This window comes from Hymenobacter properus (assembly GCF_015694735.1).
In the GTDB taxonomy this organism is placed as follows: domain Bacteria; phylum Bacteroidota; class Bacteroidia; order Cytophagales; family Hymenobacteraceae; genus Hymenobacter; species Hymenobacter properus.
Genome location: NZ_JADQDP010000001.1, coordinates 1,027,300 through 1,040,294 on the forward strand (window position 1 = coordinate 1,027,300; position 12,995 = coordinate 1,040,294).

9 protein-coding genes are annotated in these 12,995 nt (G+C 64.8%); 2 read left to right on the forward strand and 7 right to left on the reverse strand.

Going from position 1 to position 12,995, the window contains the following annotated elements:
- The first annotated feature begins 19 nt into the window (after positions 1 to 19).
- Together I2I01_RS04490 and I2I01_RS04495 are read left to right on the forward strand one after the other, a co-directional pair.
- Positions 20 to 1,027 carry a hypothetical protein gene (locus I2I01_RS04490; RefSeq protein WP_196285213.1) on the forward strand — a complete coding sequence of 336 codons (1,008 nt, stop codon included), beginning with the start codon at positions 20 to 22 and terminating at the stop codon, positions 1,025 to 1,027.
- Positions 1,028 to 1,095: 68 nt separating this feature from the next.
- A complete protein-coding gene (locus I2I01_RS04495) occupies positions 1,096 to 1,446 on the forward strand; it encodes a hypothetical protein (protein ID WP_196285214.1) in 351 nt (116 codons plus the stop codon).
- Positions 1,447 to 1,538: 92 nt separating this feature from the next.
- Here the strand turns inward: I2I01_RS04495 and I2I01_RS04500 are convergent, their stop codons facing one another.
- The 7 genes from I2I01_RS04500 to I2I01_RS04530 form a co-directional block, all read right to left on the reverse strand.
- Entirely contained in the window at positions 1,539 to 2,000 is a 462-nt protein-coding gene (locus I2I01_RS04500) for a hypothetical protein (RefSeq protein WP_196285215.1), read from the reverse strand.
- Positions 2,001 to 2,124: 124 nt separating this feature from the next.
- The gene (locus I2I01_RS04505; protein WP_196285216.1) at positions 2,125 to 8,061 is read right to left on the reverse strand and encodes a T9SS type A sorting domain-containing protein; all 5,937 of its coding nucleotides are present in this window, start codon (positions 8,059 to 8,061) and stop codon (positions 2,125 to 2,127) included.
- 69 nt (positions 8,062 to 8,130) lie between these two features.
- The gene (locus I2I01_RS04510; protein WP_230678867.1) at positions 8,131 to 8,832 is read right to left on the reverse strand and encodes a phage tail protein; all 702 of its coding nucleotides are present in this window, start codon (positions 8,830 to 8,832) and stop codon (positions 8,131 to 8,133) included.
- Positions 8,833 to 8,875: 43 nt separating this feature from the next.
- On the reverse strand, positions 8,876 to 9,577 hold the full coding sequence (locus I2I01_RS04515; RefSeq protein ID WP_230678868.1) for a phage tail protein: 702 nt from the start codon (positions 9,575 to 9,577) through the stop codon (positions 8,876 to 8,878).
- 49 nt (positions 9,578 to 9,626) lie between these two features.
- On the reverse strand, positions 9,627 to 10,352 hold the full coding sequence (locus I2I01_RS04520) for a phage tail protein (protein WP_230678869.1): 726 nt from the start codon (positions 10,350 to 10,352) through the stop codon (positions 9,627 to 9,629).
- 304 nt (positions 10,353 to 10,656) lie between these two features.
- Positions 10,657 to 11,847 (reverse strand): phosphoglycerate kinase, encoded by a 1,191-nt coding sequence (locus I2I01_RS04525; protein WP_196285217.1) that lies wholly within the window; start codon positions 11,845 to 11,847, stop codon positions 10,657 to 10,659.
- Positions 11,848 to 12,009: 162 nt separating this feature from the next.
- Positions 12,010 to 12,864: an N-acetylglucosamine kinase gene (locus I2I01_RS04530; protein WP_196285218.1), complete on the reverse strand. Its 855-nt coding sequence runs from the start codon at positions 12,862 to 12,864 to the stop codon at positions 12,010 to 12,012.
- Between the last annotated feature and the right edge of the window lie 131 nt (positions 12,865 to 12,995).

Here is a 12,995-nt window from a genome sequence, read left to right on the forward strand (position 1 = left end):
ACCCCTCTTGCTTGTTGCTATGAAATTGAAAAATATCCTGTTGCTTGGCCTGCTGCTGAGCGGCCTGGCCCTGCCCGGCCGGGCCTGCGACATCTGCGGCTGCTTCATGGGCATCACGCCCTACGACAACCAGAGCAGCCTGAGCCTGATGCACCGGTACCGCGTGTTCAACGGCTACCGCGCCTACGGGCAGTCGCCGCAGTTTTTTCCGGCCGGGGCGCGTCCGTTCTTTCCCTCGCCGCTGAACGGCGACAACGGCTACACGCACAACCACAACGGCGACCCCAACGATTTTGAGGCCTTTCGCGTCATCGAATTGCGCGGCAAGTACTTTCTCTCGCAGCGCGTCGAGTTGAATGCGTTTGTGCCCTACGTGATGAACACCTCACAGATAAACGGCCGGCAGCTCAACTCCTCTGGGCTGGGCGACGTGACGCTGTTTGCCGGCTACCACCTCATCCGGGCCATCGAAACGGCCGGGGTGCAAAGCCGCCTCATCGTGGGCGGCGGCCTGAAGCTGCCCACCGGCGAGTACACCCGCCAAAATGCCCAGGGCCGGCGCTACCCGCTGCTCAACCAGATGGGCACCGGCACCACCGACGGGTTTATTTACGCCAATTACATCGGCAGCTACCACAGCTTCGGGTTGAGTGTGAACAGCAGCTACCGCCGCTCGACGGAAAACCGGTTTCAGAACAGCCTGGCGCCGAGCACGGCCACGTTTGCCAGCCTGTTCTACCGCCTGCCGCTGGGCGAGAACTGGCAGGTATACCCTTCGGCCGAGTTTTTCTACGAGAAAACGGCGGGCGAAATGCTCGACGGCAACCTCACCGGCGAGCACGCCATGAACAACGCCCTGCTGGGCCCAGGCCTGGGCGTGTACTACAAAAACCTGTCGTTGAACACCAGCTTCCAGCTGCCCGTGTACAACGCCGATACCGACCACCCCGTGAGCGCCGGGCGCTTGGTACTGGCCGTGGGCTACAGCTTCAACCAAACCAAATACCTGCTCCACCGCAAAAGCTGAACGCTGGGAACCCGTGCTGCTGAGGCGCGTAGGAAGTTTATTCATCCACTTTCTTTCCTTTTGCAGCTATGAGCATCACCCTCAATCCGCAGGCTGTGGCCTACGCCCGCCGCCTCATTCAGGACGGCAAACTCAAGAACGACCAAGGCCACTGGGGCCAGCACAACCCCGACTCGACCAGGGAAAATGCCTTCCTCGAAAAGCACGAGATGGAGGAGTATGCCAACTGGCACCTTGGCCTCGACATGAGCAAGGGTGCCGACACCAAGGGCCGCTACCACTTTCCCTACGGCGACTTCAAAACCGTGCACCGCGACGGCCTGATTGCCGCCAAGGAGCGCGCCGCCCAGCAAGGCTACAAAGATGTTGAAAATGCGGCCGACGAGCTGTTGGAACTGCTCGAGAAAGAAGCAAAATAGCGCTGCACGTCCATGCAGAAAGCCCCGGCCGCGAGTGCGGCCGGGGCTTTCTGCTATTGACTGAATGGGCAACTTAAATCTTGACGTCCAAGCTATTTCACGCCACAATAGGTCACGCCCGATGACACCCGCTCGTACACGCTGTTGATGGCGCAGCCACCGCCGGTGGTCAGCTCCATGCGACTGTCGGTGAGCGAGGTAATGATTTCCTGCCGGTCGTAGGACTGCCCGTTGGGCGAGTTGGCCGATTTAAAGAATAGCACTTTGTCTTCGCCGCTGTCGTAGCTGTGCTTCACGGTGCGCACCTCGTAGGTGCTGCTTTCCTGCAGCTGGCCGTTGTAGTAGCGGGAATACTGCTGGTTGGCCCCGAGCATCAGCCGGGAGTCCTGGCCAGCGGGCACCGCATCCATTTTGCCCGTAATGCCGCCGCCAGACACGGTGAGGCGCCATTCGCCCTCCACGGTCACGGGGGCTACGTCGTGGGTGCGCTGGCAGGCGCTGAGGCTGCTAATGGCCATGACCAGCAGCGGAGCGAAGCGTTGGATTGTAGTCATAATCGGGGAATTTTGAGGATGGATACCCGCTTGACCGGCACCCCTCCCCCGCCGGTTGCACGCCACATAAAAAAAGCCCCGACTGCTAGTCGGGGCTTTTTCTCAGCATGCAGCTTTTGATGGATTATTCGACCACGAGCTTCTTCACCACCACGCCAGCTTGGGTTTGCAGGCGCAGCGAGTACACGCCCGTAGCCAGGCCGGTGAGCGGCAGGGTGTGGGTGGTTCCGCCGGCGGGCAGCACGCGCTGCACCACCACGCGGCCCACGGCATCGAGCAACGCGGCCGTCACGGCCAGGCGGCCCAGCGCGGCGGGCAGTTCCACAAACACGGCCTTGGAAGCCGGGTTCGGGTACACCACTACCTGCGCCGTGAGAGCAGCCGAGGCGGTGCTTAGCACTGCCTGGGGCGAGAACACCAGCTCGAAACGGCCGGTAATCAACGCCGCGGCATTGCTCACCGTGAACTGGTAACGGGGCTGGGCGCGCAGGTCCACCACGGCGCCGGTCAGCAGGTCGCGCAGGTACACGGGCGTGGTGCCCAGGTTCAGCAACTGCGTAGTGTTGAAGCTGAACGAGCCGGCCGCGGGCACGCCCACAGTCAGCGGCACCACCACGGTGGCCGTGCCCAAGGCAGGCAGGGCATCGATGGCCAGGCGCTGGGCGCCGGTTTCGGCCGACACGTTCAGGCCGTGGCTGTTGGGCAGTTTCACGGCGTCCAGCTCGCGGTCAACGCCCGGGGTGGCGCCGTTCTCGAAGTACACGTACACCGGGTCGGCTTGGCCAGCCCCCTGCAGGTCGAGTTGCACCAGGGGGCGGGTTTCAACGGTGCGGTGGTACACCGGGCTGGTGTAGCTGGTCAGGCGCTGGCTGTTGCGGAAGGTGAGCGAGCCGCTGGTCTGGCCGTTGCTCACCCGCACAAAGAAGCCCTGCCCCTGGGCCAGCAGTGAGTTCGGGCTGTTGGCGTTGCCGCCTACTCCGTTCACGCTGGCGCGGTACGTGCCGGCGTACTGGCTGGTGCTCTCAAACACGTAGATGGCCGCGTCGAGGCCCGGGCGGTCGGCCGGGGCCACTTGGGTGTAGTCCAACGGCGCCGGGTAGGGGTTGCCCACCAGGGCCCAGCCGGCATCGGGCGCCGTGGCGCCGCTGTTGCGGGCCAAGTTCAGCGTCACGTTGCCGTTGTTTAGGGGGCCGTTCAAGTTTAGCGTCTGGTTGGCCGCCAGGTTCACGGTGTAGCCCTGGCCCACGGTCAGCGGGTCGGCGAGGCTGGTGGGAGAATACCAGCCTTTGTCGAAAGCATTGAGGTTGTTGTTGGTCGTGGCCAGGCGGCTCTGGTCATAACCATACACCGTGGGGAAGTTTGATACCAGTGTGGGCGTGGCCGAGTTGTTATAAGCCGGGTTTACGACCGGCGTGAAGCTACCCGTTGCCAGACTGCCCACCGTGGCCAGGCCCACCGGGGCCGAATAGTGGCGGTAGCCCAGGCCCGGGTTCAGGTCGGGCGCGATGTAGCGTTGCACCGTAGCCTGGCCAAAGACGAAGCCGGCGCTGCTACTGTTCACCACCAGGGCTGTGCCCGCAGCATCCGATTCAAGCACAAAGGCATTGCCTTGGGTCACGAATGCCCCATTGAGGGTGAGCAGGCGTTGCACCGCTGCGCCGGCCGAGGTGCTCAGCAGTACCCCGTTGCTGTTCACGGTCAGGTTCCAGAACCGCAGGCGGCTGCTGCCGAGCAGGTTCGGGCCGTTGGTTTGGGCCGTGGTGCCCAGCACCACCGTGCCCCCCGTCGCGTTGAAGCTGCCGTTGTTGGTCAGGTCGGCGCGCACGTCGAGCGTGCCGCCGGATTGGTTCAACGTGGCTCCGCTATTCAAAGTCAGGCTGCGGGCCGAGGCGGTGCCGCTGCCAATGGCGGGCATGTTTGGCACGCCGGCCGGCACGGTGGCATCGAGGCTAATGGTGGGCACCACGTTGGGCGTCCAGTTGGCGGGCGTGTACCAGTCGGTGCTCTGGCTGCCGTTCCAAACCACACTGGTCGGCGCAGCGATGGTGAGGGCGTAGTCGCGGAAGCCGCTGTAGGGGCCAGGGGCTGCCGAGTTATCGGTGGCCGTGACGCGGAAGTTGAACGTGCCACTGGCCGTGGGCGTGCCCGAAAGGGTACCGCCGCTGCTCAGGCTCAGGCCCGCTGGCACGGCGCCGGCCGTGATGGCATAAGTGTAGGGGGCCGTACCGCCCGACGCCAAGAAGATCTGGCTGTAGGCTACCCCCACCGAGCCGCCTGGTACTGTGGCCGGGTTAACTGTGATGGTGGGCGCCTGGAACTGCACGCTCACGGTGTTGCTGGCCGCGTTGCCGGTGTTATTGGCGTCAGTGGCCACGCCCGCGGCCACGCTCACCGACACGGTTCCGGTGCCACTGGGCGTCACGGTGAAGGTGTAGGGGCCCGCGCCGCTACCGCTGAAGCTGCCGCCGGTCAGCGTGCCGCCCGTCACCGTCACGTCCGCCGCCGTGAAGGTGCTGCCCACGCTCTGCGAGAAGCTCACCGCGAAGGGAATGGGCGACGTGCTGGTGGGGCTGGCCGGCCCGCTCACCGTGGCCGTCAGGGCCGGGGCCGTCACGCTAAAGGCGGCCGAGGTGAAAGTCTGGTAAACCCCGATATTCCGTGGCTGGATGTTGCCGAGGAACACGCCGTTGAGGAACACATTCAGCGCCTGGTCGCCCGTCGTGCAGCAATTACGCTGCGCAGTCTGGAAACTGACTTGGTAGTTGCTACCCGTGGGCACGGCCAGGTTTTGCTGCAGCTGGCCATTCGCGAGGGAGTTGCTTTGCACGAAGGCCACGGCAATGCCGTTGGGGATGGGCGTCACCGGGGTGAAGGCGCTGCCCTGGTCAGCAATGCCCGCTAGGGCGTTAAAGGCCCACACGGCGCCGCTCGTGGCGTAGCTGAACGTATTGCCACCGTTGTTGTAGGGGCCGTGGGTTTCGAAGCTAGGGTTCTGTAAGGCGTTGGCGAAGGCCGTGCCACCGCTGAGCACCTGCACCACGTCCACAAAGGCCGTCACATCCGTGCCCGTGCCGCCCGTGCCCACAATGGAAAGGGTCGGGGCCGCCAGGAAGCTCTTGGTGATGGTGTAGGTGGTGCCGCTGGTGTAGGGTACGTTCGAGATGGTCGGCGTCACGCCCGTGCTGCTGAACACGTTCAGGCGCAGCGTGCCGTCGCCGCTGCCCGTATTCACCGTCACCGTGTAGGTCGTGCCCGAGCCCGATACGCTCGTTATCGAAGCCCCGCTCAGACCGCTCGTGGTCAGGTTGAAATTAGCGGTACTCAGGCCCGTCACCGCGCCCGAAAACACCACCCGGTAATCGACCGTGGCCGTGGCCGTGGGCGAAGGCGTCAACCCGGTTACCGACTGCACCGTCGCCGCGGGCAGGCTATAAGTGAAGGTGTACGGGCTAGGCGTTGCGGCGGTATTGCCGTTGCCAGCCGCATCCTGGGCCACGCCCGCCGCAATGCTGACCGACACCGCCCCCACGGCCGGGGTCACGGTGAAGGTGTAGGAATTGGCCGGCGTGCTATTAGCAACGAAGCTGCTCACCGAGCTACCGCTGCTCAGCGTGATGTCGCCGCTGGTGAACGTAGCGCCCACGCTCTCCGAAAACTGAGCCGTGAACGTCACGGGCGAAGTCGTGGTAGCGCCGCCGTTAACCACCGTAGCGCTGCTAAGCGTCACCGTGGGCGCTGTGGCATCTACCGTAAAGGTGTTTGTGGCCGAAGGGACGCTCACCGCCCGGCCGCTGCTCAGGGCCGTGGCATACACGGTGTGGCTGCCATCGGTGAGCGGTGTGGGCTGGGTCAGGCTGAAGCTTCCCCCGGCCGTGGCCGTCGTGGTGCCGGGCGATGAGCCGTCCACGTACACCGTCACCGTGCTGTTGGCCGGTGCCGTGCCTGTGTAGATGGGCGTAGTCGTGCTGAGCAGGCTGCCATTGGCCGGCGCAGTCACCACCGGCGCCTGGCTCGTCACGGTGAAGGTGCTGGTCAGGGTTTGGCTGCAGGGCAAGCTCGCCACCACGTTGCCCGAATTGGCTGAAGCGGGCACCACAAACTGGAAGCCGGTGGCGCTAAGGTTGCTCACCGTAACGGGCGTACCGCCGAGCGTCACGCTGGTCACCCCGCTCAGATTGGTGCCCGTGGCAGTGATGGTGGTGCCCGGCGTGGCCGGGTTGGGGCTCAGTCCGGTGAGGGTAGCGGTGGGCGGCGGGTTCACCGTTACCTGAGCCGTGGCCGTGCTGACGTTGCCGCTGCCATCGGTCACGGTGAGCAGCACGTACTGGGTTTTGTTCGCTTCGGCGCAGTCGTAGCTCAGGCTGGCGGCGTCGGCCGAGTAGCCGGCCTGCACGGCCAGGGACTTAGGCGTGCCCAAGCAGGGGTCGTTCAGGATGGGGTTGTTATTGGCAGAAGCCGCGTTGACGGCGTCCATGCTGCCGGTGCTGCGGCTCGTGCTGAACGAGTTCTGCGCCGTAGCCAGGCTGTTGGCCGCGTTGCAGGAGCCGAGGGTGTAGTTGCCGTTGCCGTTGTCGTTGGGCGTGCCGTAGCTGGCGAAGCGCACCTGCGTGAAGTTGGCCCCGTTGGGCGTGGTCAGGGTCAGCGTTTGGTTTTCGTTGACCTTGCCGTACACGATTTTCTGGATGGTGTAGGTGAGCGTGCCCGAACCGGTGCTGCCGTTGTTCACGCTGCTGGCGTTCAGCGTGGCCGTGCCGTTGGCGGCCAGGTTCAACGTCACGTTCTGGGCCGTGGCGACGGGCACGGCCGCCGTGGTGAACGTCTGCACCGCCCCGTAGCTGGTGCCAGCCGAGTTGGTGGCGTACGCGCGCACCGAGTAGTTGGTGCCCGGCGTCAGGCCCGCAATTGTGGCCGAGAAAGTGCCCGTGCCCGTGCCATTGGCCGCTTGTGTGACGCCGCTCCCGCCGATGGTGGGGGTGCCGTTGGTACTCGTGACGCTGTATACTACGCCCCGGCCCGTTACCGTCCCGCCGCCATCGGCCGTCACGTTGCCGCCCAGCACGGCACTATTCGTCGCGATGCTGGTGGCGGCCATTGTCGTCACGGTCGGCGGCGCTATGGCCAAGGCCAGGCCATTATAAGTAGTGCCGGCAAGGGGAGCCACAATCTGGGTACGGCTGCCTCCGGCTGTGGTAAAGCGCAGGATGCCGCCCGTACCCGTGTACTGGTCGGCCACGTAAATCTGGTTGTTCGCCGCATCCAAGGCCAAATCCGTGGGCTGGGTGAAGTTGGTAGCGCCCGAAGCCAGTGTGGTCACCGCATTCGTGGACAGGTTCACTACCTTCAGGGCGTCCAAAGTGGGGTCGGCGCTGCCTTGGGCAAAGTACAGGCGGCTACCCGCCGCATCCAGCGCCAGCCCCGTGTAATCGGCCCCGGCCGTGGGCGCCACGATGCTGGTGCGGTTGGCGCCCGCCGTGGTGAAGCGTAGGATGCGCCCGGTGCCGATGTACTGGTCGGCCACATACAGAAAGCCGCCCGTCGCATCCAGCGCCAGGTCGGTGGGCTGAGTGAAGTTGGCAGCGCCCGAGGCCAGCGTGGTCACGGTCCGCGTTGTCAGGTTCACCACTTTGAGGGCGTCCAAAGTGGGGTCGGTGGCGCTGCCCTGGGTGAAATACAAGAGGTTGTTGGCCACATCCAGGGCCAGGCCGTTGTAGGTGGCGCCGGCGATAGGGGCCACTATCTGGGTGCGGCTGCCGCCGGCCGTGGTAAAACGCAGGATGCCACCCGTGCCCACGTACTGGTCGGCCACGTACAGAAAGCCCCCCGCCGGGTCCACGGCCACGTCAGTGGGCTGCGCGAAGCTGGTGGCATTGGAGGCCAGCGTGGCCCCGGCCGTGCCGTCGGGGTTCACGGCCTTGGCCGCGTCCAGGGTGGCGGTGCTGCTGCCCTGGGTGTAATAAAGCCGGCTCTGGGCCCAGGCGCCAGGCGCGGCCAGCAGCAGCAACAGGAAGAGGAGACCGGCTGCTATCCGACCGCGTTGGGCAAAAGTGTAGCGTTGTTTCATGGCAACAAGCATAGAAAAGCGAATGCAAAAGCAGAACCGGGCCCCGGCCGTCGGCCGAGGCAAGCCCGCCTACGCGCGGCTAGGGTAAACTCCATACAGGGAAATGCAGTAAGACATCACCAACGACGGCGTCATGGTACTGAACGGCTGGCTGCCGCCCGTCGGCACTATGGTGACGGGATGGGCGGCCTGCAGCGGCGCGTCGGTGCCGTAAGCCAGCACGTTCACCGCTTCGCCGTTCACGTCGGTGGCCACCGGCACCGCGGGCACCGCGCCCACGGGCGAGTTGGTGGTGGCCGTGGCGTTGGCCGTCACGGAGTGTGCGTGGCTGGGCAGCTGGGAGCTGATTAGCGTTCGGGTTTCGTTCCCGCCGGTCTGCCCTGTTGTGTAGGGCGACAAGCCGGGGGCCTGCCCCTGGTGCCGCGGGGCCCGGCCGCGCAGGTCGGGCAGGCCAAAGGTGGTCTGGCCATCGCCGCCGTAGGTGGTACCAATCAGCGTGAACAGGGCTGTATAATCGGAAATAGCTACCAGCCTGCCATCGCAAAGTGCCCAGCCCTGCGGCGCAAAATTGCCCCCAAACAGCATGATTTCGCCTATCATGGGGTCATTACCCGCTACTTTGCGGGGCGCGGCCAGGGCCGGGGCGGTCACGGCGGCGCCCGTCAGCAGCGCGCCCAGGCGCTTCAGCCAGTTGCGGCGGGCCGGCTCGGCGGGGGCCGCTTGGGAATCCAGCAGGGGCACCACGCCGGCAGCAGTTGCTCTCAATCGCATAGCTTCAAAATGTAAAGTCCAAGAAAAATCCGGGGCCCCCGACCTACGCCCGGGCCGGGAACACGCCCTGCAGGGCAATGCAATAGCTGATGGTGAGGTAGGGCGAAAGCGAGTCGATGGGCTGGCTGCCGCCCGTGGAAGTCACAGTCGCGGCGGCAGCCAGGCCGGTGTTGAGCGCGTCGGCGCGGTTCAGCACGGGCACATTCTCGCCACTGGCGTTGGTGGCCAAGGGCACGGCCGGCAGGTTGGCCAAGGGCGTGTTGCTGGTACCGGAAACGGTGCTTACTAGCGTGCTGTGCACGTGGCCGGCCATCGCCGTTGTCAGGGCCACGGACTCGCTGCCAATTCGGTTGCCCACGACGCGGGGCGTGAGGCCTGGCCCGTTGCCCTGGCCAATGGGCGTGTAGCCCTGCAGGTTGGGCAGGGCAAAATTGGTGGTGCCGTTGCCGCCGTACATGGTACCTAGCAACGAGAACAAGGCCGTATTCTGGGCAATGGACAGCAGCTGGCCGTTGCAGAGCGCAAAGCCCACCGGCGCAAAATTGCCCGCAAACATCATGATTTCGCCCACGTACACGTCGTCGCCCAGCACTTGCGCGGGGCTGGCGGGGCGGGCTGCGGCGGGCGCTACCAAGGCCGCCCCGCCGAGGGCGGCCGTCAGGCGCTTAAGCCAGCTGCGCCGGGCCGGCTCGGCCGCGGCGGGGGGGGCAGCCTCGGGGCTGCCGGGAATAAGAATTTGAGCCATAGCGAAAGTTGAAAAAACCGAAATGAGCCTAACCAGCTCTGCCCTCCCGCTAGTTGCGCGAGGGGTAGACGCCCTGCAGGGCTATGCAGAAATTAAGCGTCTGGTAGGGGGCCAGCACCGAAAATGGCTGCGAGCCGCCGGCAGGTTGTATGGCACGCCCGTCTTCGGCGAGGCCCGAAGGGTTGGGCGCGTAGGCCAGAATGTTGACGGGGGCGCCGTTCAGGTCCACGCTGGGGGGCACTACGGCCGCCAGTGTGCCGTTGGGAGCATTGGAAGTGGCCGTGGCGTTGCTCACCTGGTAGCCGTGGTTGTGCGCGGGAAGACTGTTAACAGATAACGTAGCGCCTTCCCGGCCGCCGGCCAGGCCCACGTAGTAGCTGCTGCCCGAAGTAGGGCTGGTGCCGGAGCCCACGGGCACCCGGCCGCGCATATCGGGCAGGGCAAAAGTTGTGCGGCCATCGCCCCCGTACATCGTGCCCAGCAGGGAGAAAAGGGCGGCGTTCTGGGCAATGGGCAGCAGCTGCCCGTTGCATTGGGCCCAGCCACGGGGCGCAAAATCAAAAGGGAAAATTTGAATCTCGCCCACGTAGGGCGAGCCGCCCATCACCTGCTTGGCAGAGGCCGGGGCAGCCTTGGCCGCCCGGCTCAAAAACAGGCCGCCCAAAAAGGCGCTCAGGCCTTTAAGCCAGCCCCGCCGGGCCGGTGCGGGCGGTAACCCAGCTGCCTCCGTTGGGGCCAGCAAGGTGGAGTTTGCGGAAGTAAAAGGTGTTTCCATATGATGAGGGCAAAACAAAGACCGGCACCCCACCAAATGAGGGCGTAAAATTCAGTTATTCCTGGTGCCAAACTTACAATTTTTAACCTGAATTATCCAGTACTTTTTTCACCGGAATGCCTTGGTGACTGAGTGTTTCAGCGGCCGTAAATCAGCCAGTGGGGTGGCCGTAACCCAGGTGCAGCCGGGGGCCGTCTGTTCCAAACAGCTAAGGGCCAGTAGCCGCGCGCAAACCGCGCGGCCACTGGCCCTCTACCAAACGCGAAGCACCCCGGGCCAACCGGCCCGGCGGCTTCACCAAAGCTTAACCTAGCGCCGCCACGCCGGGCAGCTCCTTGCCTTCCATGTACTCGAGCAGGGCGCCGCCGCCCGTGCTGATGTAGCTCACCTGGTCGCCGAAGCCCAGCTGCTGCACCGCCGCTGCCGAGTCGCCCCCGCCGATGAGCGAATAGGCGCCCTGGCTAGTGGCTTCGGCAATGGCGTGGGCCACTTCCTCGGTGCCCTTGGCAAAGTTCGGCATCTCAAATACGCCCATGGGGCCGTTCCAGAGGATGGTTTTGCTTTGGCGGATGACGTCGGCGAAGACCTGGCGGCTTTCCGGGCCCAGGTCGAGGCCCATCCAGCCGTCGGGGATGTCGTGGTTGGTGGCCACTTTCACCTGCGCGTCGTTGGCAAACTTGTCGGCCACCAGCGAGTCGGTGGGCAGTAGCAGGTTCACGCCCTTGGCTTTGGCGCGCTGAATCAGCTCGCGGGCCAGGTCCACCTTGTCGGCTTCGAGCAGGGAGCTGCCCACTTTGCCGCCCTCGGCCACCGCAAAGGTGTAGGCCATGCCGCCGCCGATGAGCAGGTTGTCGACCTTATCCAGCAACTTCTCGATGATGAGAATCTTGTCGGAAATCTTGGCCCCGCCCATGATGGCCGTGAAAGGGCGCTCGGCTTGTTCCAGCACCTTTTTGGCGTTGTCGATTTCGGATTGCAGCAGGTAGCCGCCCACCCGGTCCTGGGGCGCGAAGGCATCGGCCATCACGGCCGTGGAGGCGTGGGCGCGGTGGGCCGTGCCAAAGGCATCGTTCACATACACATCGCCCAGCTTGGCCAGCTTGGCGGCAAATTCCTTGTCACCGGCTTCCTCTTCTTTGTAAAAGCGCACGTTGTCGAGCAGCAGCACCTGGCCGGGCTGCAGCGCGGCGGCCTTTTGCGCGGCCTCCTCCCCTAGCACGTCGCCGCCGAACTGCACCTCGCGGCCGTATTCCTGCGAGAGTCGCTGCACGAGGTTTTCAAGCGAAAACTTCTTTTCGTAGCCGCCCTTGGGCCGGCCCAGGTGCGAGAGGAGCACCACCGAGCCGCCGTCGTTCAGGATTTTCATCACCGAGCGCGTGGCCATGCGGATGCGCGTGTCGTCGGTGATGTGCAGGTCCTTGTCGAGGGGCACGTTGAAATCGACGCGCATCACGGCGTGCTTGCCGGCAAAGTTGTAAGAATCGAGGGTGTTCATGAAGAGAGTGAAACGGTGAGAAGTGTGGTTGGTCAGTGCTGCAAAAGTGCGTATTTCCGCGTTGCCGAGTAGGAGGACCGCCGCATTTTGCGCCTCGTCGTTGCCCGATGACGCCGGAAGGACACACCCGACCTTGATGCCGAGACGCAAAAAACGGCGGCGCTACGGCCGTGCGGCCCCCTCGTGGTAGCGCACCAAAGCATCAATGGGCTCGCGCAAAATCTGGCCCACGGCCATGTCGTGGCGCTGGGCTACGGCGGCCAGCGCGTCGCGGAAGTAGTAGCCCACCGAGCCCACGCAGTTGAAAGCATGGCGTTGGTAGTCGGGGTAATGCGTCACGATTTGCTCAAACAAGGCCTCGAAGGCCCGCGTCACCACTTCCTGGCAATAGGGCTCGTCGGCATGCTCGCTGGCAAACCGGGCAAAGCTGGCCAGGAAACGGTTGGGCGAGGGCTGGTTGTAGAGCCGGTCGAGCACTTCGCTCACGTCGCCCAGTCGGTACTCGGCCTGGAGCTGGGCGGCCAGGCCGGCGGGCAGCCGGCCGCGCAAGTAGTCGCGCAGCACCTGTCGGCCGATGGACGTGCCCGAGCCCTCGTCGCCCAGCGAGTAGCCCAACGACTCAATCACCTGCGTAATGCGCTGGCCGTCATACAAACAGGAATTGGTGCCCGTACCCAAAATGGCGGCGAAACCCGCCTGCTGCCCCAGCAAAGCGCGGGCCGCCGCCAGCAGGTCTTCGGCCACGTACACCTCTTCGGCCTGGGGCCACACCTGCCGCAGGGCCCCGGCCACCACCTCGGCCTTGGCCGGCGAGAGCACGCCGGAGCCGTAATAATGAATCGAGCGAATGGGCGCCTGCCGCACATCGACCGGCACCTGGCGTGCCAGCGAGGCCGCAATGCCCGGCGTGTCCCAGAAATAAGGGTTGTAGCCTTCCGTATTGAAGTATTGGGGCAGGCCGCCGGCCAGCAAGGCCCAGCTGCAGGTGGTTGAGCCACCGTCGGCAATCAGTATCATAGGGGGCAAAAATATGCGGGAGTTGGCGGCTGGCCTTATCTTTCGCCGCTTGGCAATCGGGCTCAAGAAATGGCACGTCCTGCTGAGCTCAGTCGTAGCATCTCTATCGCGGGAGTAATCCAATCGGAGCA

Bases quoted from the DNA above. Each gene is read 5' to 3' on its own strand.
- I2I01_RS04510 (WP_230678867.1), bottom strand. From the start codon at position 8,832: ATGCGATTGAGAGCAACTGCTGCCGGCGTGGTGCCCCTGCTGGATTCC.
- I2I01_RS04515 (WP_230678868.1), bottom strand. From the start codon at position 9,577: ATGGCTCAAATTCTTATTCCCGGCAGCCCCGAGGCTGCCCCCCCCGCC.
- I2I01_RS04530 (WP_196285218.1), bottom strand. From the start codon at position 12,864: ATGATACTGATTGCCGACGGTGGCTCAACCACCTGCAGCTGGGCCTTG.
- I2I01_RS04495 (WP_196285214.1), top strand. From the start codon at position 1,096: ATGAGCATCACCCTCAATCCGCAGGCTGTGGCCTACGCCCGCCGCCTC.
- I2I01_RS04490 (WP_196285213.1), top strand. From the start codon at position 20: ATGAAATTGAAAAATATCCTGTTGCTTGGCCTGCTGCTGAGCGGCCTG.
- I2I01_RS04500 (WP_196285215.1), bottom strand. From the start codon at position 2,000: ATGACTACAATCCAACGCTTCGCTCCGCTGCTGGTCATGGCCATTAGC.
- I2I01_RS04505 (WP_196285216.1), bottom strand. From the start codon at position 8,061: ATGAAACAACGCTACACTTTTGCCCAACGCGGTCGGATAGCAGCCGGT.
- I2I01_RS04520 (WP_230678869.1), bottom strand. From the start codon at position 10,352: ATGGAAACACCTTTTACTTCCGCAAACTCCACCTTGCTGGCCCCAACG.
- I2I01_RS04525 (WP_196285217.1), bottom strand. From the start codon at position 11,847: ATGAACACCCTCGATTCTTACAACTTTGCCGGCAAGCACGCCGTGATG.